The organism is Ideonella margarita (assembly GCF_038066635.1).
Classification (GTDB): domain Bacteria; phylum Pseudomonadota; class Gammaproteobacteria; order Burkholderiales; family Burkholderiaceae_C; genus Ideonella; species Ideonella margarita.
On the sequence record NZ_JBBUTI010000007.1, the window covers coordinates 290,886 to 312,763 of the forward strand.

The 21,878-nt window shown below is 68.1% G+C and carries 18 protein-coding genes; 6 read left to right on the plus strand and 12 right to left on the minus strand.

The genetic code is table 11. The features are described from left to right. The first annotated feature begins 3 nt into the window (after positions 1–3). Positions 4–1,257, plus strand: coding sequence for an HlyD family secretion protein (locus AACH00_RS12300; protein ID WP_341399430.1), 1,254 nt, complete (start codon positions 4–6; stop codon positions 1,255–1,257). 12 nt (positions 1,258–1,269) lie between these two features. Beyond that, complete coding sequence (locus AACH00_RS12305) at positions 1,270–2,898, plus strand: DHA2 family efflux MFS transporter permease subunit (protein WP_423221927.1); 1,629 nt, start codon at positions 1,270–1,272, stop codon at positions 2,896–2,898. 41 nt (positions 2,899–2,939) lie between these two features. Here the strand turns inward: AACH00_RS12305 and AACH00_RS12310 are convergent, their stop codons facing one another. The 4 genes from AACH00_RS12310 to AACH00_RS12325 form a co-directional block, all read right to left on the minus strand. Beyond that, on the minus strand, positions 2,940–3,155 hold the full coding sequence (locus tag AACH00_RS12310) for a type II toxin-antitoxin system antitoxin (protein WP_341399432.1): 216 nt from the start codon (positions 3,153–3,155) through the stop codon (positions 2,940–2,942). A gap of 4 nt (positions 3,156–3,159) precedes the next feature. After that, on the minus strand, positions 3,160–3,663 hold the full coding sequence (locus AACH00_RS12315) for a hypothetical protein (RefSeq protein WP_341399433.1): 504 nt from the start codon (positions 3,661–3,663) through the stop codon (positions 3,160–3,162). Between the two features lie 28 nt (positions 3,664–3,691). Beyond that, positions 3,692–4,573: an SPFH domain-containing protein gene (locus AACH00_RS12320; protein ID WP_341399434.1), complete on the minus strand. Its 882-nt coding sequence runs from the start codon at positions 4,571–4,573 to the stop codon at positions 3,692–3,694. 84 nt (positions 4,574–4,657) lie between these two features. Continuing rightward, the gene (locus AACH00_RS12325) at positions 4,658–6,793 is read right to left on the minus strand and encodes an acetyl-CoA hydrolase/transferase C-terminal domain-containing protein (protein ID WP_341399435.1); all 2,136 of its coding nucleotides are present in this window, start codon (positions 6,791–6,793) and stop codon (positions 4,658–4,660) included. 217 nt (positions 6,794–7,010) lie between these two features. Between AACH00_RS12325 and AACH00_RS12330 the strand changes: the two genes are divergently transcribed. Further along, positions 7,011–7,814, plus strand: a complete 804-nt coding sequence (locus tag AACH00_RS12330; protein WP_341399436.1) for a GGDEF domain-containing protein — start codon at positions 7,011–7,013, stop codon at positions 7,812–7,814. Positions 7,815–7,830: 16 nt separating this feature from the next. On the opposite strand, the gene AACH00_RS12335 is transcribed toward AACH00_RS12330, so the two are convergent. The 5 genes from AACH00_RS12335 to mutL all read right to left on the minus strand — a co-directional run bounded on the left by AACH00_RS12335 (position 7,831) and on the right by mutL (position 14,538). Continuing rightward, on the minus strand, positions 7,831–8,601 hold the full coding sequence (locus tag AACH00_RS12335) for an oxygen-binding di-iron domain-containing protein (protein WP_341399437.1): 771 nt from the start codon (positions 8,599–8,601) through the stop codon (positions 7,831–7,833). Between the two features lie 43 nt (positions 8,602–8,644). Continuing rightward, a complete protein-coding gene (gene miaA, locus AACH00_RS12340; protein ID WP_341399438.1) occupies positions 8,645–9,616 on the minus strand; it encodes a tRNA (adenosine(37)-N6)-dimethylallyltransferase MiaA in 972 nt (323 codons plus the stop codon). Beyond that, the gene (locus AACH00_RS12345; protein ID WP_341399439.1) at positions 9,600–10,847 is read right to left on the minus strand and encodes a Bcr/CflA family efflux MFS transporter; all 1,248 of its coding nucleotides are present in this window, start codon (positions 10,845–10,847) and stop codon (positions 9,600–9,602) included. The genes miaA and AACH00_RS12345 overlap by 17 nt, the downstream gene beginning before the upstream one ends. Positions 10,848–10,849: 2 nt before the next feature. Further along, positions 10,850–12,409, minus strand: coding sequence for a pseudouridine synthase (locus AACH00_RS12350; protein WP_341399440.1), 1,560 nt, complete (start codon positions 12,407–12,409; stop codon positions 10,850–10,852). A 161-nt stretch (positions 12,410–12,570) separates the two neighbouring features. Next, a complete protein-coding gene (gene mutL / locus AACH00_RS12355; RefSeq protein ID WP_341399441.1) occupies positions 12,571–14,538 on the minus strand; it encodes a DNA mismatch repair endonuclease MutL in 1,968 nt (655 codons plus the stop codon). Positions 14,539–14,597: 59 nt separating this feature from the next. On the opposite strand from mutL, the gene AACH00_RS12360 reads away from it, so the two are divergent. Next, positions 14,598–15,242, plus strand: coding sequence for a DedA family protein (locus tag AACH00_RS12360; RefSeq protein ID WP_341399442.1), 645 nt, complete (start codon positions 14,598–14,600; stop codon positions 15,240–15,242). A 12-nt stretch (positions 15,243–15,254) separates the two neighbouring features. Here the strand turns inward: AACH00_RS12360 and AACH00_RS12365 are convergent, their stop codons facing one another. Beyond that, a complete protein-coding gene (locus AACH00_RS12365; RefSeq protein ID WP_423221929.1) occupies positions 15,255–16,607 on the minus strand; it encodes a hypothetical protein in 1,353 nt (450 codons plus the stop codon). A 223-nt stretch (positions 16,608–16,830) separates the two neighbouring features. Between AACH00_RS12365 and AACH00_RS12370 the strand changes: the two genes are divergently transcribed. After that, positions 16,831–18,816 (plus strand): chorismate-binding protein, encoded by a 1,986-nt coding sequence (locus AACH00_RS12370; RefSeq protein ID WP_341399444.1) that lies wholly within the window; start codon positions 16,831–16,833, stop codon positions 18,814–18,816. A 42-nt stretch (positions 18,817–18,858) separates the two neighbouring features. Here AACH00_RS12370 and AACH00_RS12375 read toward each other — a convergent pair whose 3' ends face one another. Together AACH00_RS12375 and tsaE are read right to left on the minus strand one after the other, a co-directional pair. Beyond that, on the minus strand, positions 18,859–20,274 hold the full coding sequence (locus tag AACH00_RS12375) for an N-acetylmuramoyl-L-alanine amidase (RefSeq protein ID WP_341399445.1): 1,416 nt from the start codon (positions 20,272–20,274) through the stop codon (positions 18,859–18,861). After that, the gene (gene tsaE, locus AACH00_RS12380; protein WP_423221930.1) at positions 20,271–20,768 is read right to left on the minus strand and encodes a tRNA (adenosine(37)-N6)-threonylcarbamoyltransferase complex ATPase subunit type 1 TsaE; all 498 of its coding nucleotides are present in this window, start codon (positions 20,766–20,768) and stop codon (positions 20,271–20,273) included. The genes AACH00_RS12375 and tsaE overlap by 4 nt, the downstream gene beginning before the upstream one ends. Between tsaE and queG the strand changes: the two genes are divergently transcribed. After that, positions 20,754–21,863 (plus strand): tRNA epoxyqueuosine(34) reductase QueG, encoded by a 1,110-nt coding sequence (gene queG / locus AACH00_RS12385; protein ID WP_341399447.1) that lies wholly within the window; start codon positions 20,754–20,756, stop codon positions 21,861–21,863. The genes tsaE and queG overlap by 15 nt on opposite strands. Positions 21,864–21,878 lie beyond the last annotated feature (15 nt).

Sequence of the window (21,878 nt, forward strand, 5' to 3'; positions counted from 1 at the left end):
GCCATGAGCGAACTCAACCAAACCGAAGCCAGCAATGCCCGCCGACGCGGCCTGACCCTGATTGCCGCAGCCGCCGTGCTGGCCGGCCTGGGCTGGGGTGGCTGGCACTGGTGGCATGGCCGCCACCAGCAAGCCACCGACAACGCCTATGTGGCGGGCAACGTGGTGCAGATCACGCCGCAACTGGCCGGCACGGTGGTGGCCATCCAGGCCGACGACACCGACTACGTCAAGGCGGGCCAGGTGCTGGTGCGCCTGGACCCAGCCGATGCCCGCGTCGCACTGGAACAAGCCCAGGCCCAGCTGGCGCAAACGGTGCGCGAAGTGCGCACGCTGTTCGCCAACAACAGCACCTTGTCGGCGCAGGTGAAGACCCGCGAAGCGGATGTGGCCCGCGCCCAGGCTGAACTGGCCCGCGCACAGGATGACGTGAACCGCCGCAGCCCGCTGGTGGCAAACGGCGCCGTGGGCAAGGAAGAGTTCCAGCACGCCACCGCGCAGCTGGCAGCCGCCCGCAGCACGGCGGCTGCCGCCCAGTCGGCCCTGCAGGCGGCCCGTGAACAACTGGCCGCCGGCCAGACCCAGACCGACGGCATCAGCCCGGAGCAGCATCCGCAAGTGCTGCGTGCCGCGGCCCGCGTGCGTGAAGCGCACCTGGCGGTGCAGCGCGCCGATGTGGTCGCGCCGGTGGATGGCCACATTGCCAAGCGCGGTGTGCAGATCGGCCAACGCGTGCAGGCCGGCGCGCCGCTGATGACGCTGGTGTCGCTGAACCAGCTGTGGGTGGATGCGAACTTCAAGGAAAGCCAGCTGCAGGCGCTGCGCATCGGCCAGCCGGCTGAGCTGGAAGCCGATGTGTACGGCCAGAAGGTGGTGTTCCACGGCACCGTGGTGGGCCTGGGTGCCGGCACGGGCTCGGCGTTCGCCTTGCTGCCTGCGCAGAACGCGACTGGCAACTGGATCAAGGTGGTGCAGCGCGTGCCGGTGCGCATCAGCCTCGACCCCAAGGAGTTGGCCGAGCATCCGCTGCGCGTGGGTTTGTCGATGGAAGTGACGATCGACACCGCTGACCAATCCGGCAAGTCGCTGGCGGATGTGCCGCGCACGGCGGCTGGGGTGAGCACCTCGGCGCCCGAATCGCAGCAGAAGCAGGCGGACGCCGACGTGGCCCGCATCGTGTCGGCTGGCCTGGGCCGCAAGGTGGCGATGCGCATGGATGCGCCCGGCCAAGCCGGCGCTGCCGTGGCACACCCCTGATCGGGCTCGTCGATGAGTGACATCGCTCAACCCGCGCCCGGTATCCCGGCGTCGCATGCAGGCCCGGCCGCCCCCGCACAGCCGCCTGCACCTGCCGAGGCGCTCGCACCACTGACCGGCATGCCGCTGCTGCTGGGCACGCTGTCGCTGTCGCTGGCGACCTTCATGAACGTGCTCGATTCGTCGATCGCGAATGTCTCGATTCCGGCGATTGCCGGCGACTTGGGCGTGAGCCCGGGGCAGGGCACCTGGGTCATCACCAGCTTCGGGGTGGCGAATGCCATTTCGGTGCCCTTGACCGGCTGGCTCACCCAGCGCTTCGGTGCGGTGCGCCTGTTCACGGCCAGCGTGCTGCTGTTCGTGCTGACGAGCTGGCTGTGCGGCTTTGCCTCATCGCTGGAAATGCTGGTGCTGTTCCGCGTGCTGCAAGGCCTGGTGGCCGGCCCGATGATTCCGCTGTCGCAGACGCTGCTGCTCTCCAGCTACCCGCGCACCAAGGCCGGCATGGCGCTGGCGCTGTGGGGCGTGACAACGCTGGTGGCGCCGGTGGTGGGGCCGCTGCTCGGCGGCTGGATCACCGACAACGTTTCATGGCCGTGGATCTTCTACATCAATGTGCCGGTGGGCCTGCTGGCCGCAGGGCTGACCTGGGGCATCTACCGCCACCGCGAAACACCCGTGCGCAAGCTGCCGATCGACACCGTGGGCCTGGCCTTGCTGGTGCTGTGGGTGGGCGCGCTGCAGCTGATGCTCGACAAGGGCAAGGAGCTGGATTGGTTTGCCTCCACCGAGATCGTGGTGCTGGGCTTGACCGCGCTGATCTCTTTTGCCGTGTTCGTGGTGTGGGAGCTGACCGACGCGCACCCGGTGGTTGATCTGCGCCTGTTCAAGCGACGCAACTTCGCCTTCGGTGCGCTGGCGCTGTCACTGGCCTACGGCCTGTTCTTCGGCAACGTGGTGTTGATGCCGCTGTGGCTGCAACAGTGGATGGGCTACACGGCCACGAGTGCGGGCATGGCGCTGGCGCCGGTGGGTGTGCTGGCCATTTTGCTGACGCCGCTGGTGGGCAAGAAGGTGGCGGTGTGGGACCCCCGCAAGATGGCCACGGGCGCCTTCATCGTGTTCGCGCTGGTGCTGGGCCTGCGTTCGCAGTTCAACACCCAGACCGACTTTGCCCATGTGCTGGTGCCCACGCTGCTGCAGGGCGGCGCGATGGCCTTCTTCTTCATCCCGCTGACCACCTTGACCCTGGCCGGGCTGACGCCGGACCGCATTCCGGCGGCGGCGGGCTTGAGCAACTTCGTGCGGATCACGGCAGGCGCGATGGGCACGTCGATTGCCACCACCTTGTGGGACGACCGGGCGGCGCTGCACCATGCCCACCTGACAGAAACGCTGGTGGAGGGACAGGGCGTCTTTGCCCAGACGCTGGCCCAGTTGCAGCAGGCGGGCTTGTCGCTGCCGCAGGCCTTGGCGCAGGTCAACCGCCTGCTGGACCAGCAGGCCTATACCCGCGCGGCAGACGACATCTTCCTGGGCTCGGCCTGCCTGTTCCTGATGCTGATCGGGTTCATCTGGCTGACGCGACGTCCGCCCCGCACGCCGGGAGCGGCTGCGGTGGATGCCGGTGGCGCACACTGAGGGTGTGAGCACTGAGGACGCGCGCTGACACCGCAGGGCGTTCAGCCCTCGGTGCCTGCGTCGGTGCCAATGTCCGTTTCTGAAGATGGGTCAGCAGCCGGATCCGGCAGCCGGCCTCGGCGGGCCAGAGCCTCCCGCAGCAGGTACTCGATCTGGGCATTGGCGCTGCGCAGCTCCTGCGCCGCCAGCCGTTCGATCTGGGCCCACAGCGCGGGGTCGATGCGCAGCGGGTAGCTCTTCTTTCCGGGGCTGGCCATGCTGCTAGACCTGACTGCGGGGCGCCGCCTTCACCCCTGCCGCTTCCAGTGCGCGCAGCAGCCCGGTCGGGTCATTGGTGCCCAGCCGGAATGAGCGGCCGCTGGCGTCATCCACGCGAACGGCGTCGCAGCCTTCCACGTTGTAGAGCCAGCCACGGGCGGTGTAGCGAATGCCCCAGCCCTCGAGCCAGGTTGACCGCGTGGCGGCCACGCCTGACAGTTGCCCCAGCGGCCGTTGCCACTGCGGAAAGCCCAGCCAGCCCATCGACCACCGCAGCCGGTCGCGCTCGACGGTGATCGTCATGCTGCCAAACACCAGCACCCCCAGGCCGCAGAACAGCGCCGCCAGCGCCAATGCGGTGGGCTTGTCGACCCACCACCACACCGGCAACGGCTCCGGCAGTCGTGCGATGTAGCCAATACCCAGCAGGCCGCTGACCAGGCTGAGGGCCAGCCCGAAGCGGCTGATCTGGCGGTGGCGATAGCGGTACTCGTTGGTCGTCGACATGGCGTCTCCTTCCAGCCCCAGGTGGGGGTCAGTTGTAGAGGGTGCCGGTGTTGACGATGGGCTGGGTGTCCTTGTCGGAGCACAGCACCACCAGCAGGTTGCTCACCATCGCGGCCTTGCGCTCGTCGTCCAGCTCCACGATGTGGCGTTCGGACAAGCCCTTCAGCGCCGCCTCGACCATGGTCACCGCGCCGTGCACGATCTTCGTGCGGGCGCTGATGATGGCTTCGGCTTGCTGGCGACGCAGCATCGCCTGGGCAATCTCCGCGCTGTAGGCCAGGTGGGTCAGCTTGGCGTCGAGGATGGTCACGCCGGCACCGGCCGCGCGAGATTGCAGCTCCTGCTGCAAGTCCTGGGCCACTTCGTCGATGCTGCCGCGCAGGGTGAGTTCGTCGGTTTCGGTGCTGTCGCCCGCGTCATAGGCATAGCGCGAGGCCAGGTGGCGCAGCGCGGTTTCGGCTTGCACCTTCACGTACAGCTCGAAGTCGTCCACCTCGAACACGGCCTGCGCGGTGTCGTCCACCTGCCAGACCACGGCGGCGCTGATGTCGACCGGGTTGCCGCGTTTGTCGTTCACCTTCAGCGTGGGCATGGTCAGGTTGCGTGCCCGCAGCGAGATGGTGCGCTTCACATACAGGGGGCTGGCCCAGCGCAGGCCGGTCGAGCGGTCGGTGCCCCGGTATGCGCCGAACTGGGTGAGCAGGGCGGCGGTGTTGGGTTGCAGCATGTAGAGCCCCGAGAGCACCACCGCGCCAGCCACCGTCAACAGCGCCGTGACGTACCAAGGCGTGGCGTCAAAAGCAAAGGTGCGGCTGGCGATACCTGCCGCAATCAAGGCCACCCCAGCAGCCACCGCTGCGTAGCCGCTCAGAGACTGGAAGCCGATTTCCGAATGTTGCTTGCGTGACATGGTCGTCCCTCACAAATCAAAGTGATATCACTTTGAGCTCATCGAGCGGCCTTGTCAAGCGGCATCCCAGCCAAACCTGAACACTTACAAATTGCCGGCGAACAGCTTGCGGATGAACATCTGCTTGAAGCTGGTGGCGTCGTCCAGCCCCAGGCGCTCCAGGTAAGCGGGCGGCGCTTCACGGTCGCTGACCAGCGCCTTGAGCACCATGCCCACCAGTTCCACCGGGTGCTCTGTGGCGTTCTTCAGCCGCTTCAAGGCCCGCACGATGATCAGCTCGTCCGCATTCAGATCGGTGCCAAACGGGAAGTCGGGCAGCACGCCGGCCTCGCTCCAGGGGTGCAGGGCGGCGTCCAGCGTGGCGGGCAGGTTGTGGCGGTGCGCTTCGGGCACTTCCCAGTTCGCTTCCAGCTTGCCGTGGCTGCGGGCGCTTTCCACGAGCTCTGGCTGGAAGCGTGAGTCGGCAATGCAGATTAGCCGCTGGATGACCTCGGTGTCGGTCTGGCCGCGCAGATCAGCCACGCCGTATTCGGTGACCACCACATCGCGCAGGTGCCGCGGAATGGTGGTGTGGCCGTAGTTCCAGACGATGCTGCTCTTGAGCCCGTGGCGGTTTTCATGGGTGGCGCGCAGCATCAGCACGGAGCGCGCATCAGGCAGCGCATGGGCCATGGCCACGAAGTTGTATTGGCCGCCCACGCCCGACACCACCTGGCCGTTTTCCAGGCCGTCTGACACGGCGGCGCCCAGCAGCGTCACCATCATCGTGGTGTTGATGAAGCAGGCGCGCTGGCGCTGGGCGGCGCGCAGTTCGCTGTCGCCCGGGCGGGCGCCGTAAAGCTGGTTGATGACGTCGATGCGCGTCATGTCGATCTTCGCAAGCGCTTCAGCCGGCAGGGTGCGCAGGCGCTCGTAGAAGTCGTTCGGGCCGAGGAAGAAGCCGCCGGTCATGTGCACGCCGCCCGCAAGCTGGCGGCCCATGAAGTGCTGCGCCAGCGTGGCCAGGGCGTCGGGTGCGTGCAGGTCGTTCGCGGCGCGATGGCTGCCCAGCACCAGCTCGTCGCCCATCAGTGCCACACCGGGTTTGAAGATGCCGAAGCGCGTCAGGAAGGTGATGTCGCTGCCCTGCAGCGGGCTCTGGATGCGCCCCGACCGGTGCAAGGCGCGCAGCGTGTCGGCATCCAGTTGCTGCGGGTGAATTTCATCGCGGTTGATGAGTTGCTGCAGCGCCAGGTCGTCAAACACGGCCCGTTTGACGATGCCGGCGTCCATCAGCTGCATGAAGCCGTTGACGAACATCTCCGAGCAGCCATACAGGCCCTCCTTCAGCGGGCCGAGCTCACGGCCGGCCGTTCCGTCGGGGCACAGCCTGGACAGGATCTGCGCGTACGCATCACCGTACCGGTGCCGCACGATCAGGGCTTGAGCGATGGCGTCGCCGAGTGAGCCGATGCCGATCTGCAGCGTACCGCCGTCGCGCACCAGGCTGGAGGCATGCAGCCCGATGGCGTAATCGGCCGTGCTGACCTTGCCATTGGGCGGCGCAAACAGCGCGTGGCTGGCGGCCGGGTCGGTGACCACGGCATCAAAAAAGCCGGGGCTGATGGCCGCATGGTTGGGCATGAATGGCAGCCGCTGATTCACCACGCCGATCAGCAGCGGTGGCCGGCCTGCTGCGGTCAGGCGCTCGACCAGCTCGGCCGTCAAGTCCGGGTTGCTGGAAAAGGACAGCTGCCAATCCGGGCTGACGGCGCCCTGGCTGGCCACCGCCTGCGCAATCACGTTCACGCCCTGCAGCACCATGTCGCGGGCCGCAAAGGTGTAGTTGGTGCAGATGTAGCCCTGCTGGGCCGGCGCGTTGCCGAGGTAGTCGCCTGTCTTCAGGAAGAACTCGCGCACCTCGATGTTGGCGGGCAGGGTGCCGGCGCGCAGGTCTTTCACATAGGCTAGATCGGGGTAGTCGCCGAAGACGCGTTCTACCAGCGGCGCCAGAAAGTGCGCTTCCAGATCGCTCTTGCCGCGGGGCAACTCGAGCGAGAGCGCGGTGACGATGCGCAGCCGGCGCACGCCGTCCGCCTTGATGCGCTGGTACAGGGCATTGACCAAGGGGTTGGGCTTGCCGATGCCCAGCGGAATCGCCAGCACGATGTCACCGGAAATGCGTTGCAGCACGAGGTCGACGGCGTCGTCGGTGCGGGTCATCAGCAAAGGGCTGTTCATGGGGGGCTCTGGGTGCGGTGGCAAAGTTTGGAGGATGATCGCGCAGAAGCTGATTGCACAGAAGGCGGTGGCCCCGCGCCGGGGCGCCGGCGCTTCGGCCTGCTGGCAGCGGTGAGCGGCGAGACTGAAGTCACGAAGCCCTGCTTTTCACTTGACCGAAGACCCGGGCATTTATGATCGAATCAAGGTCTTCCGAATATCTGGACACGTCACTCCGATGAACAAGCTCGACTCCGGCTGGAGTTCCCGTCTGGTCCGCGCCGTTGGCCGGGTTGGCGTCGGCTCCGCCTGGCTGTTCCAGATGGGCGTGGCCTTGACCGTCGGCCTGGCAGTGGCCGGCTTGCTGGTCTGGCTGGACGGTGCCTCCTGGAGCACGGCCGCCCTGGCGGGCAGCCTGGCGCTGGTGCCGGCCCTGATCGCCGGCTCCGTGGCCATGCACCTGGCCCGCGCGCTTGCCGAATCTACCCAGCAGCAGGCGCTGCTGAGCGCCGATGACGAGCTTTCCGGTGTCAGCAACCGCCGGCAGTTTCTGAGGCTCGCCGAGCGCGAATGGTCGCGCTGCCGCCGTTATGGCGATGACGGTGCCTTGCTGCTGATCGACACCGATCACCTGCGGCGCATCAACGACAACCTCGGGCAGCGCTGCGGCGACGCCATCCTGCATGAAACCACCCGCCGGGTGAGCGCCACGCTGCGCCAGTCCGACGTGCTGGCCCGCTTTGGCGGTGCCGAACTCGCGGTGTTTCTGCCACACACCGACCCGCTGGGCGCACTTGATGCCGCCGAGCGCATTCGCCAGCAGGTGGCTGCCGCCCCGTTCCGCTGGGAGCAGGCGCATGTGGTGGCCACGGTCAGCGTGGGTGTGGCGCATGTGCATGCCGGCCAGATCGCCCTCGACAGCCTGATCCAGGAGTCCGAGGTGGCCTTGCAGGCCGCCAAGGAAGCTGGCCGCAACTGCGTGCGTGCCGCGCCCATCCTGCCCCGCCAGAGCGACCCGTCGCGTACGGTGTCGCCGGGCTGATGCCACACCGGCCGCGTCAGGCCGGCACACGGTAATTGGCCGGCCCCATCAGGTCGATGCCGCAGGGCAGCTCCCGCGCCCAGGCAATGAACTCCTGCACCGCCGGGCCGACCAAGGGCGCGCCATGCTGCGGCGCCATCATGTCGATCTCCAGGCCGCTGACCATGTCGGCCCACAGGCGCATCACCTTGTTCGACACCATGTAGCGCCGGTGGAAGGCTTCCATGCGCGGCAACATCGGTGCGAGCGAGGTGATTGGCTGCTTGGCGGCTTCACCGCCCACCAGCGACACGCCCAAGTCACCCGAGAACAGGATCTTGGCCACCGGGTCGTAGAACTGGAAATTGCCTTCGGCGTGCAGGAAGTGCGCGGGCAGGGCGATCAGGTCACTCCGCCCGATACGGATGCGCATGCCGGCGTCGTCGATGCCGTGGATGCGGCCCGCCGTCTTGCCGGGCTTGCAGAAGTGCGGGACGAAGCGTTCCCAGATCTTCGACACATAGATCTTCGCCTGGGTGCTGGTGGTCCAGCGGTCGAGGGCGCCGATGATGTCGGGGTCGGCGTGCGAGGCCAGCAGGGCCGACAACTTGTGCGGCGGAAAGTGCCGCGTCATCGTCAGGTAAAGCTCGCTGTACGCCAGATTGCCCCCCGGGTCGATGATGGCCCCGGTGTCCTGATCGATGATCAGGAACTGGTTGGATTGCACCGCCTCACCCGCATGGTCGTCCGACAAGTCGGAGAACATCAGGCACTGGTGACCGTCTTTTTGATACAGCGTGACTGGCATCCGCCGATTCTAGAAATCGACGTGCGGCCGGCCTTGATCCCGCTCAAGGCGCGGCGTGCAAGGCGCGCAGCACCAGCCCGAGCACCTGCTCACCCACATCCGCGCTCTGGGCCGGCACGGCTTGGCGCTGCATGCTGCGCAGCCAGGTGATCTGCCGCTTGGCCAGCTGCCGCGTGGCCGCAACCCCGCGCTCGATGACCTCGGCGTGCAGGGCGTCGCCCGAGAGGCCCGCGTCCAGCGCTTCCCAAGCCTGGCGGTAGCCCACGCAGCGAATGGACGGCAGTTCGGCGTGCAGGCCCGGCTGCGCGCGCAAGGCCATCACCTCGTCGATGAAGCCGGCGTCCAGCATCTCCCGGAAGCGCTGGGCGATGCGCCGGTGCAGCCAGGCGCGGTCATCGGGCTCTACTGAGACCAGCAGGTGGTCGGCGGGCGCTGCACCTTCTGCGCCGGCCTTGCCGCGCGTGTGAAAACTCGACAAGGGCTGGCCCGTCAGCGCACGCACTTCCAGCGCACGTTGCACGCGTTGCGAATCGTTCGGCGACAGGCGCGCAGCGGTGACGGGGTCGATGCTCGCCAGTCGGTCATGCATCGCCGGCCAGCCGATGGCTGCGGCTTCGGCATCGAGGGCCGCGCGCACGCCTGCGTCGGCGGGCGGCAGCGGGTCAATGCCGTCGATCAGCGCCTTGAAATACATCATCGTGCCGCCGACCAGCAGCGGCAGGCGACCCCGGCTGCGAATCTCGCTGATCAGGCGCTCTGCGTCGATCACGAACTGTGCGGCCGAGTAGCTCTCGGACGGATCAATCAGGTCGATCAGGTGGTGCGGCGCCGCAGCCTGCTCAGCCGCGCTGGGCTTGGCGGTGCCGATGTCCATGCCGCGGTAGACCAGCGCGGAATCGACGCTGATGATCTCGACCGGCAGCACGCTGGCCAGTCGAAGGGCGATGGCGGTTTTGCCCGCGGCGGTTGGTCCGGCCAGACCGACCCAGCGTGGCCAATCAGGCAACTGACTCATGGGGAGAAGGAAGGAGTTTTTCAGGATGACCGTGCCGCTGCACCAGGGTCCAGGCAATCAGGCTGGTGACCACCGACGCTGCGCACAAGGCGCCGGCCAGCGGCAGCAGCGCGCCCGTCATGTGCCCGCCCAGCCACAAGCCGACCAGGAAGGCGGTGAGCGCCAGCACGAAGCCCGACAAAGCCGAGGCCACGCCCGCTTGCCGCGGGAAGGCGCTGACGGCGCCGGCTTGCCCGCAGGGCTGGTGCACGCCGTGGCCGAAGGTGAACAGCCAATGGCAAGCCAGCACGGCCAGCACCGGCGGGGTCGGGCCCAGTGCCAGCGCCAGCATGCCGGCGCCGCCGGCCAGGGTGAAGAAGGCGCCGCGCTTCACGGCGCCGGGCAGGCCGTGCAGGCGCAGCAGCCGCCGGCACCACAGGGTGCCGCACAGGTAGCTGAGCGACGCCGAGGCCATCGCCAGGCCGTAGGCCCAGGCCGGCAAACCGAAGTTGCCGATGTAGACGAAGGAGCTGCCGGCCAGCAGCACGAACAGCCCGGCATAGGTGCTGGAGATGAGCGCCGTCCAGGCCCGGAAAGCCGGGTGCCGCGCCACTTCGGAAAAGCTTTTTGCCAGCGCGCGGCCGTCGAGCGCCGACGGGTTCAGCCGCGGGGCGGTTTCAGGCAGCCGCCACACCACGAAGGCGAGGGTAACCACGCCCACCGCCGTGACGGCGCCAAGCGCCGCCCGCCAGCCGGCCCAGGCCGCCAGCAGCCCGCCGCTGAAGGGCGCCAGGATGGCGATGACCCCCAGGCCAGAGAGCCCGCGCGCCATCACCTGCGCACCTTCATGCGGCTCGAACAGGTCGCGCACCATGGCGCGGGCACACACCACCGAGGCGGCCAAGCCCGCGCCCTGCACCACGCGGGCAGCGATGAGCGTGTGGATGTCCGGCGCCAGCGTGGCGGCCAGGCTGGCGGCGCTGTACAGCGACAGGCCGCCCAGCAGCACCGGCCGGCGGCCGAAGCGATCTGACACCGGGCCCATCACCAGCTGCGCCAGGCCGAACGACAGCAGCAGCGCCGACATCGTCAGCTGCGCCAGCGACATCGGCGCTGCCAGATCACGCGCCAGCAAAGGCAGCGCTGGCAGGTAGAGGTCGGTGGTGACGGGCTGCAAACCCAGCAGCAAGGCCAGCGCCAGAGCCACCAGCCCCGGGCTCAGGCCACCGGGGCGTGCGGTGGATACAGGCATGGTCAGAAGCGCTCGTCCTCGCGCAGGTAGCGCCACTCGCCCATCGGCAACTTGCCGAGCACCACGCTGCCGATGCGCACCCGCTTCAGGCCCACCACCTTCAGGCCGACCAGTTCGCACATGCGGCGGATCTGGCGCTTGCGGCCTTCACGCAGCACAAAGCGCAGCTGGTCTTCATTGGCCCAGCTCACCTTGGCGGGCTTGAGCTTGTGGCCGTCGAGCTCCAAGCCGTGGTTCAGCAGGTTCAGGTCGGACTCGGGCAGGGTGCCTTCGCGCTGGTATTCCACCCGCACGAGGTATTCCTTCTCCACGTCGGAGTCTTCACCGATCAGGTGCTTGGCGATGCGGCCGTCCTGCGTCAGCACGAGCAGGCCGGTGGAGTCGATGTCGAGGCGTCCTGCCGGGGCCAGACCACGGGCATGGCCCGGGTGGAAGGGCTTGCGCGACGTGTCGTCTTGCCAGTGCTTGTCTTGCGTGACGAGCACGCTCGCGGGCTCATAGCCGTCTTCGGCCTGGCCCGACACATAACCGATCGGCTTGTTGATCAGGATGGTGACGCGCTTGGCCTGCTGCTGATGAGCAGCAGGGTCCACCTCGATCTTGTCGGAGGGTTGCACGCGCTGGCCCAGCACGGCCATCTGGCCGTTCACCAGCACCCAGCCGGCGGCGATCCAGTCATCGGCTTCGCGGCGCGACGCCAGACCGCGCTCGCCCAGCACCTTCGAGAGGCGATGGCCGTCTTCGCTGGCCGGCGGGCGCACTTGCGGTGCGGCTGGCCCGGAGCGCGGTGCTTCATAGGTGCGGGTGTCGCGGTGCTGGTCTTGCCGGAACGGCCGCTCGTCGCGTTGGCCTTCGAAGCGAGGGCGATCACCCTGGGGGCGATCCTCACGCGGGCGGTCGAAGCGCGGGCGGTCGCCTTGGGGGCGGTCGCCGTACGGACGATTAAAACGCGGACGGTCATCGCGCGGGCCGTCAAAACGCGGGCGGTCACCCTGGGGGCGATCCTCACGCGGGCGGTCGAAGCGCGGGCGGTCGCCTTGGGGGCGGTCGCCGTACGGGCGTTCGAAACGGGGGCGGTCATCACGCGGGCCGTCGAAACGGGGGCGGTCACCTTGAGGGCGATCCTCACGCGGGCGGTCGAAACGCGGACGATCGCCTTGGGGGCGGTCGCCGTAAGGACGATCAAAACGCGGGCGGTCGTCACGCGGGCCGTCGAAACGGGGGCGGTCACCTTGAGGGCGATCTTCACGCGGACGGTCGAAGCGCGGGCGGTCGCCTTGGGGGCGGTCGCCGTACGGACGATCGAAACGGGGGCGGTCATCACGCGGGCCGTCGAAACGGGGGCGGTCACCCTGAGGGCGGTCGTCACGGGGGCGGTCATAACGCGGGCGGTCACCCTGCGGGGCGCCAAATTCGCTGCGCGGGGCGTAGCTCACGGGCACATTGAAACGGGCGCCTTCTTCAGGCGCCTGGCGCTTGTCGTCGGCTTGAACCGGCGTGTTGGCATCGGTGCCAGCCACGGGGCGGCGCGGGGTGCGCTGGATGTCGCGATCGGAACGCATGGCGGCCCCTTCAGCAAACGGCCGCGGCGCGCATCGAGCGCGCCAGCAGGGCCAGGGGTGGGTGGGCCGGCGCACTCACGGCGGCGGGCATCAGGTCAACTTCTTGGAAACACATCCCCCGATTGTCGCCGTTCCGCGTCGGGCTTGCGCGTTTACCCGCGTCAGCGTCCGCGGAGGAATAGCGTATCGAGGTCTTTCATGCTGACCTGGCGCCAGGTCGGGCGGCCATGATTGCACTGGTCGGCCCGGTCGGTGGCCTCCATCTGGCGCAGCAGACCGTTCATTTCTTCGAGCGTCAGCCGGCGGTTGGCGCGCACCGCGCCGTGGCAGGCCATGGTGGCCAGCAGGTCGTCGCGGGCACGCTCGATCAGTCGTCCGGCGTCGGCTTCGTCCAATTCGTTGAGCTCAGCCAGCACCGAGCGGGCCAGGGCCACCGGATCGGCGTCGGGCAGTGCAGCGGGGCGTGCCCGCACAGCCAGGCTGGTGGCGCTCAGCGGCGTCACATCCAGGCCCAGGGCCAGCAGGTCTTCATGGCGCGCCTCGGCCAGGGCCACTTCGGTGTGGGTGGCGGCGAAGCTGGCCGGGATCAACAGCGGCTGCGATGCCAGCGGTGCCTCGCGGGCCAGCGTCTTCAGGCGCTCATAAACGATGCGCTCATGGGCCGCATGCATGTCGACCACCACCAGGCCCTGGGCGTTTTCCGCCAGCACATACACACCGGCCAGCTGGCCCAGTGCCCGGCCCAGCGGCCAGTCGTCGGTGGGCGCGGGGGCTTGCGTGTCGGTGGCGGCCAGCCAGGCGGCGGGTTGCTCACGGACGGTGGGGCGCGCATCGCCGTCGAGTGGCGTCAGGCGCGGCCCGCCGGGCTCGGGGGCATACAAAGCCGACAGATCAGCCAGGCTCAGGCGCTGCTGGTGGGCCGTGGGCGGCAAGCCGGCGAAGCGGAATCCGCCAGAGCTGCTGCTGCCAGCATCGGCAGATTCAGTCAGCGGGTTCTGCCGTGGTGCGGGCCAGGCGGGGGCGGATTGGTCAGCCGGCGAGCCGGCGGTGGGCAGGTGCGTGGCAGCGGCGACGGTCGCATCACCGGTGGGGCGGATCGGCTGCGCACCACCCGGCACGGCCAGCGTCTGCTCCACGGCGCGGCGAACGGCGCCGTACACCTCACCGGATTCCCGGAACCGGACCTCGATCTTGGTCGGGTGCACGTTCACGTCGACCCGCGTCGGGTCGATGTCGATGAACATCACATAGGCGGGTTGGCGCTGGCCGTGCAGCACGTCTTCGTAGGCGGTGCGCAGGGCGTGCGCCACCAGTTTGTCCTTCACGAATCGGCCGTTCACGTAGGCGAACTGGTGGTCGCTGCGGGCGCGGGCGGCTTCGGGCAAACCGATGCGACCGAGCACGCGCATCGGCCCGGCCATGGTGTCTACCAGGCGGCTGTTGGCCACGAAGTCGGCGCCCAGCACGTCCGACATGCGGGTGTCGTGGCTGGCCTGGCGCCATTGCTGGATGAGTTTGCCGTCGTGCCAGACGGCGAAGCCGACATCTGGCCGCACCAGCGCGTGGCGCTTCACGGCTTCCACCGCATGGGCCAACTCGGTGGCATCTGACTTCAGGAACTTGCGGCGCGCCGGCGTGCTGAAAAACAGCTCGCGCACCTCGATGCTGGTGCCCACCGACCGCGCGGCCGGCGACAACTCACCGCTGCGCGCATCGATGCGCTGGCCGTGCGCGGCATCGGCCGTGCGGCTGACGATGCTCATGTCAGACACCGAGGCGATGGCGGCCAGCGCCTCGCCACGGAATCCCATGGTCTGCACGCCTTCGAGCTCTTCCAGTGAGCGGATCTTGCTGGTGGCGTGCCGCTTCAGTGCCAGCGGCAGCTCTTCCACCGGAATGCCGCCGCCGTCGTCTTCAACCACGATGGCGCGCACGCCACCGGCCGTCAGGCGCACGGTGATCTGGCGCGCGCCGGCATCCAGCGCGTTGTCGACCAGCTCACGCACCACCGAGGCCGGCCGCTCGACCACCTCGCCGGCTGCAATCTGGCTGACCAGCTCATCCGGCAGTTCGCGGATGGCGCGGCGCGCGGGCAGGGAAGCGGTGTCGGGGCTGATCGGCGAATTCATCAGCCAGATTGTAGGGATGCGGCCGGCGCCGTCATGGGGCGCCGTGATAATGCCCGCCCATGGACTACCTGCCCCTGCTTCTGGATTTCGTGCTGCATGTTGACAAGCACCTGGCGACCTTCGTGGCGACCTACGGTGCCTGGGTGTATGCCTTGCTGTTCCTCATCATCTTTGTCGAAACCGGCGTGGTGGTGATGCCCTTCCTGCCGGGCGATTCGTTGTTGTTCGTGGTGGGCGCCATGTGCGGCACCGGGCTGATGGAGCTGCACATCGCGATGCCGCTGCTGCTGGTGGCGGCGGTGGCCGGCAACCAGAGCAACTACACCCTGGGCCGCTATTTCGGCCCCAAGGTGTTCCAGTGGGAGAACTCGCGCTTCTTCAACAAGCAGGCCTTCAATCAGGCCCACGCGTTCTATGAAAAGCACGGCGGCATCACCATCGTGATCGCGCGCTTCATGCCCTTCGTGCGCACCTTCGCACCCTTCGTGGCCGGTGTGGCCGCGATGACCCGCAGCAAGTTCACGTTCTATGACGTGACCGGCGGCGTGCTCTGGGTGTGCGGCCTGATCGGCGTGGGCTACGCCTTCGGCAACGTGCCCTGGGTGCAGCAGAACCTGGAGAAGATCATCTGGGCAATGATCATCGTGCCGGGCCTGCTCATCATCGCTGGCAGCCTGCGCGCGAAGTTCAAGGCGCGCGGCTGATCGGCCTGCGCCTCAGCGCTGGCGCGGCGTGACGCGCTCGTCGAGCTCGGCTGCCCGGTAGTCGGGCAGGAACTTGCAGGTGCCGCCGAACTTGGCCTGGCTGGCCGGGCAGCGGCTCGCAATGCTCTGGGGTGTGGGCTTCTCGCCGCGCTCGATCCAGTTCAGCAGGGCGTCCATGGCGGCGGGGTATTCGGCGTCGCTCAGGTAGCTGTGGTCGGCGTAGTCGGCATAGTTCTGCACCAGCCATTGGCTGCGCCCCTGGCGGGCCACCTGGGCGCGGAAGACGCTGTCGAGTTCCACAAAGGCGATTGGATCGTTCACGCCGCGCACGCTCACCACGGGCATGCTGATGCGGCCTTGCGGGTCGGTATCAGCCGCCAGCTTGGCTACGGCCTGGGCATCAGGGGCGTAGCGGGCCACCCGCTGGTTCAGACCGGCCTGGTCGATGGCGGCGGTGTAGACGGCACCCATGTTGCCAAACGGGTTGCGGCCGCCGGTGCGCTTCAGGGCAATGTCCTGGAAGTGCCAGGTGGCCCAGTTCATGTGGCCGATCAGCGAGCGCTCAGGCAGCTTGGCCTGGCGCAGCAGGGTGTCCAGCGCGGCGGCTTGTTTCGGGCTGCGCTCGGCCGCCGGCAACTGCACGCCGGTGCAGGCATTCACCCGACGGGCCAGCTCGGTGCGGGTCAGGCTGCTGCCCTCGGGCAAGCCCATCCACAAGGGGTACTGCGGCTCGTCGGCGCGCGGGTGATCACCGCACACGGCCTGGTAGACCACGCGCAGGTCGAGGCGGAAGTCGTAGGAACGCGTGCCGCCGCCCAGCACACCGCTGGTCAGGAACACGCCGTCATACGACGCGGGGAACATCTCGGCACCGATGGCCGCCACACTGGCGCCCCAGCTTTGCCCATGCAGCACGGTGCGCCGCGGTGTTGCAACGTGGCGGCTGAACAGCGTGCGCAGGCGCTCGGTGTCTTCAGCGGCCGCGCGCACTTCCACGCCGCCTTGCCGGTAGGTGGACCCCGCCCAGGCATGGCCCGCCTTCACCATGATGGACCAGCGTTGCAGGTCTTCGGCGCTGCGCTCGGGCTTGGGGCTGCCCAGCTCCGGGCCGCCGTGTGCATGCATCACCAGCACGCCGGTCCAGGGTGTGGGCACGGCAATCCACCAATACGCGCCGGCGTCATCTCGGCCGGAGAGGCACCGGGTGGTTTCTGGCAGGCCAGTCGGGCAGACGGCATGTTGCGGATGCGTAGCGTCGAGGGCCTGCTTGATGACCGGTGGGCTGTTGGCTGCATCACGCGGCGCGGCGCAGCCTCCCAGCACGGCCAGCCCTACCAGCCCCGCAGCGAACAGCGTGGGCCGCATCGGGTGGCCCTGGAACGGAGTCATCAAGGTGGTCGGCAAGGGGCGGCGGCGGAAGGCGGTGGTGGTGCTCATGCACCGATGTTGCCGTGCCAACTGCCGCTTGCGGGTGCGTGGATACGCGTAGCGCGTGCAGGCGGGCTAGGCCCCGGTTCTGCATGGGTGCAGGGGCTGTCGGACAATGGCGGCATGAACTCGTTGTCGCGCCCCGGGCGCACCTTTGACCATGCATGCTGAGGCTGCGCCGTTGGGGCCATTCGCGCTGCTCGACGACCGCCGCGCCGGCATGAGCCGCCTCTACACGGCCTTTGTGCTTGAGCACCGCTGTGACGACCCCGCACAGCTGGCGGCGGTGTGGGCTGCGGTTGAAGCGGACCAGCAACGTGGCCTGCATGCGGTGCTGCTGGCTGACTACGAATGGGGCGCGCGCCTGCAGGGGGCGGGTGCTCAGGCCTGGCCGGGCGAACACGCTGGCGGATCGAAGCAAGACCGTGCCACCGACTGCGCACGCGACGACGACCACGACAACAACAACAACGCCGGCGCCCTGCGCGTGCTGATGTTCCAGCAACTGCAGCACCTCGATGCTGCAGCCACCGATGCCTGGCTGCAGCAGCACGATGGCAGCCAGGCGCAGCCCGGCCCGGCAGGCGTGATGGGCTGGCAGCCCGAAATTGACGAAGCCGGCTACACAGCCATGATCGACGCGGTGCAGGCGGCCATCCGGGCGGGTGAAACCTACCAGGTCAACGCCACGTTCCGCGTGGCCGGCTTGGCGCATGGCACGCCACTGGCCTTGTTCCGCCGTCTACGGGCTCGCCAGTCGGTCGCGTTTTCGGCCTGCGTGGCCTTGCCCGGGCCCGGTGAAGCGCGCCATGTGTTGTCCATGTCGCCCGAGCTGTTCTTGCAGCACGAAGCTGGCGTGCTCACGGCGCGCCCGATGAAGGGCACTGCGCCGCGCGAAGGCACGCCGGAGCTAGACGCAGAAGCGGCCGGCCGCCTGCAGCGCGACGTGAAAAACCGCGCCGAGAACCTGATGATCGTGGACTTGCTGCGCAACGACCTCGGCCGCATCGCTGACATCGGCAGCGTCAAGGTGCCCGCCTTGTTCGCGATCGAGGCCTACAGCACCGTGTTCCAGATGACCTCCACAGTGCAGGCCCGTCTGAAGCCGGGGTTGGGCATGCCGCAGATCCTGAAGGCCACCTTTCCGTGTGGCTCGATTACCGGCGCACCCAAGCACCACACGATGGACCTGATCCGTGGCTACGAGCACTCGCCGAGAGGCTTGTACTGCGGCGCTATCGGCTGGGTGGATGCGCCGGGCCCTGATGCCCCGGCTGGCGCACCCGGCGCTTTCTGCCTGAACGTGGCCATTCGCACCCTGGTGCTGGAGGCGCCTCGCGCCTCTGACGGCCTGCGACCCGTGAAGATGGGCCTGGGCGCCGGTATCGTGCTCGACAGCGTGGCCGCTGACGAGTGGCAGGAGTGTTTGCTCAAAGGCCGCTTTGCCACCGATGTTGACCCGGGCTTCACGCTGTTTGAAACCATGAAGCTGGAGCGGCAGCCCGATGGGGCGGTGCTTGCACTGCGGCTGGACGCACACCTGGCCCGTCTCGCTCGCAGCGCGGCGGCGTTGGCTTTTGCCTTTGATGCCGGTGCGGCGGTAGCGGCCTTGCGCGGCGAGTTGGACGCAGCGCAAGCTGAGGCGCCAGACGCGTGGCGGCTGCGCCTTGATCTCTCTTTTGACGGCACGTTGCGCACCAAGCGGGCGCCCATGTTGCCTTTGGCCGCTGAGTTGCTCGACACCCAGCAACGCGTGGGCCTGTGCCTGGCCAGCCAGCGCTTGCCCGCGCAAGACGCGCTGCGCGCCCACAAGACCAGCCACCGGCAGCTCTATGACCAGGCGATTGCAACTGCCGAAGCCGCCGGTGCGTTTGACGCCTTGTTCATCACCGAGGATGGGCGGGTGGCGGAAGGCGCGCGTTCCAGCGTGCTGGTGCGCCAGGGCGATGTGTGGTGGACGCCTCCGGTTGCCGACAGCGCCTTGCCCGGCGTGATGCGTGCAGCCTTGCTGGCATCAGGCCTCGACGGGCTGCCGGTGCGCGAACGCAGCCTGCGCTGGCCCGATGTGGCGGCGGCCGATGAGCTGGCTGTGTGCAACGCTTTGCGAGGCGTTCTGCGCGCCCGCTGGGTAGGCCCTACGCCTTGATCTGCCGCTGGGCTCATCCAGACCGAGGATGAGCCAGGGCACTCAGGTGGTGCTGCGGTTGCGCGCCAGCGGCGGGTTCTTCGCGAAGTAGCGCTCGATGCCGCTGAACAGGGCCTGCACCAGACGTTGCTGGTAGTCGGCGTCGCGCAGCTTGTCTTCTTCTTCCGGATTGGAGATGAAGGCGGTTTCGACCAGGATGGACGGAATGTCCGGCGCCTTGAGCACGGCAAAACCGGCTTGTTCCACCTGCCGCTTGTGCAGCTTGCCGACCTGTCCGATGCGGCTGAGCACCTCGTTGCCGACGCGCAGGCTGTCCTTGATCTGTGCCGTGGTGCTCATGTCGAGCAATGCCTTCAACACCGTCGCATCCTTGGTGGCCACATTCACGCCACCGACCACGTCGGCGGCATTTTCCTTCTGCGCCATCCACCGCGCTGCGGCGCTGGAGGCGCCGCCCTGGCTGAGCGCGAACACGCTGGCACCACGGGCTTCCGGCGTGAAAAACGCATCGGCGTGGATGGACACGAACAGGTCAGCCTGAACGCGGCGGGCCTTGTTGACGCGGTCGTGCAGCGGCACGAAGAAGTCGGCGTCCCGCGTCAGCATCGCGCGCATGCCGGGTTTGGCATTCAGGCGGTCGCGCAGTTGCAGGGCCACCTGCAGCACGACGTCCTTTTCCTTCAGGCCGGTCGGGCCGATGGCGCCGGGGTCTTCACCGCCATGGCCGGGGTCGATGGCGACGATGATCAGGCGGTTGAAGCGGTCACGTTGCTCGGCGGTGGGCGGCGGGGCAGGAGCGGCCGTCTGGCCTGGCGGCGCCGGAATGCCGGGGCCGCCTGCCGTGATGGTGGGCGGCGTTGCAGTGGGCGTCGCGATTGACGGCATCGGCGCTCCCCCAACTGGCTTGGCTGGCAGGCCGGGCGCGGCGTTGAAGGGGCGGTCCACTTTGCCGATGAACTCGCCCAGGGCGTCGTCCACGGCCTTCACGGCTTCGCGTTCGGCCTCGACCTTGTCGCGCACCAGGCTGAGCAGCGGGTCAACGGCTTCGGTCGGATACAGATCAAACACGAGCCGGTGCTGGTAAGCCGCGACCGGGGGCAGGGTGAACTGCTGCGGCTTGATGGCTTGCTTCAGGTCGATCACCAGGCGCACCACACGCGGCTGGTTCTGGCCGACCCGCACGCCGGCGATGTAGGGGTCATCGGAGCGCACCTTGCCGACCAGCTCACGCAGGGCCGGGCTGAGTTCGAGGTTGTCGATATCGACGACCAGGCGCTGCGGGTTCTCGGCCAGGAAGTGGTTGGCCGACAGCGGCTTGTCCGACTCGATCGTGACGCGGGTGTAGTCGCTCGCCGGCCACACACGCACCGACACGATCGCCGCGCCGAAGGCCAGCTCGGCAGCGCCGAGGCTGAGCACCAGGACGCCGGTGTGGCGGAGGGCATCACGGCGGTTCATGGCAACAGGCTCAGTCCGGCCGCGGTGAAGGCGTCGACCTGCACGCGGCGTTCATCGGCGTCGCCGACGGGCTCGATGTGGATGACGAGATCAGCCACCGGCAGCACGCTGCGGGCCTTGTCGGCCCACTCGCAGAGCTTGAGGCCGGGGGCCGCGAAGATGTCGCGAAAGCCAGCGTCTTCCCACTCGCGTGGGTCGTTGAAGCGGTAGAAGTCGAAGTGCGACACGGCGCAGGTGTCGCCGTCGGGCAGGGCTACCTCATAGGGCTCGACCACGGCGTAGGTGGGGCTCTTGATGCGGCCTTCCACACCGATGGCGCGCAGCAGGTGGCGCACGAAGGTGGTCTTGCCGGCGCCGAGCGGGCCCTCGAGCTCGATCACGGCTTGGTGGAGTGCGGCATGCGCTGCCAGCGCCGTGGCGAATGCGGCACAGGCCGATTCATCAGGCCAATGCAGCAGGCGACTTTCTAGAATGGCTGGATGGCTCAAGATCAGGTGGACATCTCAGAGATTGCGACTCGCCTCCCGGGCTGGGCGCGTGAGCTTGGATTCTCACAGATTGGCGTGGCCGATGTGGACTTGTCGAGCGCTGAAGCGGGCCTGCTGGCCTGGCTGGACGCCGGCTTTCACGGCAGCATGGGCTACATGGCCAGCCACGGCCTCAAGCGGGCCCGGCCTGCCGAGCTGGTGCCGGGCACGGTGCGGGTCATCACGGTGCGCATGGACTACCTGCCCGCCGAGCTGCCCGAGGGCTGGCAGGCGATCGAATGGCAAGGCTTGAGCACGCCCGAGCAGGGGCAGTTGTCGCTCTACGCGAGGGGCCGGGACTATCACAAGGTGCTGCGCAGCCGCCTGCAGAAACTGGCTGATCGCATCGGGCTGGCAGTGGGCCCGTTCGGGCACCGCGTGTTCACCGATTCAGCGCCGGTGATGGAGGTGGAACTGGCCAGCCGCAGTGGCCTTGGCTGGCGGGGAAAACATACGCTGACGCTGTCGCGCGATGCCGGTTCGATGTTCTTCCTGGGCGAGCTGTTCGTTGACTTGCCGCTGCCGCTGACCAACCCCGCGCAGGCGCATTGCGGTGCCTGTGACGCCTGCCTGACCTCGTGCCCTACAGGGGCCATCGTGGCGCCGTATCAGCTGGATGCCCGGCGTTGCATTTCCTACCTGACGATTGAGCATGACGGCGCCATTCCGGTGGAGTTGCGGCCGCTGATGGGCAACCGCATTTATGGCTGCGACGACTGCCAGCTGGCCTGCCCCTGGAACAAGTTCGCCCAGCGCGCCGTGGTGGCTGACTTCGATGTCCGGCCACACTGGCAGCAGCCCGGTTTGCTGACGCTGTGGCAGTGGGGCGAGGAGGAGTTTCTGCGCCGCACCGAAGGCACCGCCATTCGCCGCATCGGGCCTGCACGGTGGCGCCGCAACCTGGTGGTGGCGATGGGCAATGCGCGTGCGGCTGGCAGCTCGCAGTCAGACGCTTTTGGTGCCGTGTTGAAAGCGGCTCGCGCCGATGCGGACGCCATGCTGGCCGAACACATTGATTGGGCGTTGGCGCAAGGGCCTGTGGCCGCGATGGAGGCGCTGTAATTGACCCGCTCCGTG

Excerpts from the sequence above, each read along its gene's own strand:
- AACH00_RS12300 (WP_341399430.1), top strand. The coding sequence starts at position 4 with ATGAGCGAACTCAACCAAACCGAAGCCAGCAATGCCCGCCGACGCGGC.
- AACH00_RS12305 (WP_423221927.1), top strand. The coding sequence starts at position 1,270 with ATGAGTGACATCGCTCAACCCGCGCCCGGTATCCCGGCGTCGCATGCA.
- AACH00_RS12310 (WP_341399432.1), bottom strand. The coding sequence starts at position 3,155 with ATGGCCAGCCCCGGAAAGAAGAGCTACCCGCTGCGCATCGACCCCGCG.
- AACH00_RS12315 (WP_341399433.1), bottom strand. The coding sequence starts at position 3,663 with ATGTCGACGACCAACGAGTACCGCTATCGCCACCGCCAGATCAGCCGC.
- AACH00_RS12320 (WP_341399434.1), bottom strand. The coding sequence starts at position 4,573 with ATGTCACGCAAGCAACATTCGGAAATCGGCTTCCAGTCTCTGAGCGGC.
- AACH00_RS12325 (WP_341399435.1), bottom strand. The coding sequence starts at position 6,793 with ATGAACAGCCCTTTGCTGATGACCCGCACCGACGACGCCGTCGACCTC.
- AACH00_RS12330 (WP_341399436.1), top strand. The coding sequence starts at position 7,011 with ATGAACAAGCTCGACTCCGGCTGGAGTTCCCGTCTGGTCCGCGCCGTT.
- AACH00_RS12335 (WP_341399437.1), bottom strand. The coding sequence starts at position 8,601 with ATGCCAGTCACGCTGTATCAAAAAGACGGTCACCAGTGCCTGATGTTC.
- miaA (WP_341399438.1), bottom strand. The coding sequence starts at position 9,616 with ATGAGTCAGTTGCCTGATTGGCCACGCTGGGTCGGTCTGGCCGGACCA.
- AACH00_RS12345 (WP_341399439.1), bottom strand. The coding sequence starts at position 10,847 with ATGCCTGTATCCACCGCACGCCCCGGTGGCCTGAGCCCGGGGCTGGTG.
- AACH00_RS12350 (WP_341399440.1), bottom strand. The coding sequence starts at position 12,409 with ATGCGTTCCGATCGCGACATCCAGCGCACCCCGCGCCGCCCCGTGGCT.
- mutL (WP_341399441.1), bottom strand. The coding sequence starts at position 14,538 with ATGAATTCGCCGATCAGCCCCGACACCGCTTCCCTGCCCGCGCGCCGC.
- AACH00_RS12360 (WP_341399442.1), top strand. The coding sequence starts at position 14,598 with ATGGACTACCTGCCCCTGCTTCTGGATTTCGTGCTGCATGTTGACAAG.
- AACH00_RS12365 (WP_423221929.1), bottom strand. The coding sequence starts at position 16,607 with ATGCGGCCCACGCTGTTCGCTGCGGGGCTGGTAGGGCTGGCCGTGCTG.
- AACH00_RS12370 (WP_341399444.1), top strand. The coding sequence starts at position 16,831 with ATGCATGCTGAGGCTGCGCCGTTGGGGCCATTCGCGCTGCTCGACGAC.
- AACH00_RS12375 (WP_341399445.1), bottom strand. The coding sequence starts at position 20,274 with ATGAACCGCCGTGATGCCCTCCGCCACACCGGCGTCCTGGTGCTCAGC.
- queG (WP_341399447.1), top strand. The coding sequence starts at position 20,754 with ATGGCTCAAGATCAGGTGGACATCTCAGAGATTGCGACTCGCCTCCCG.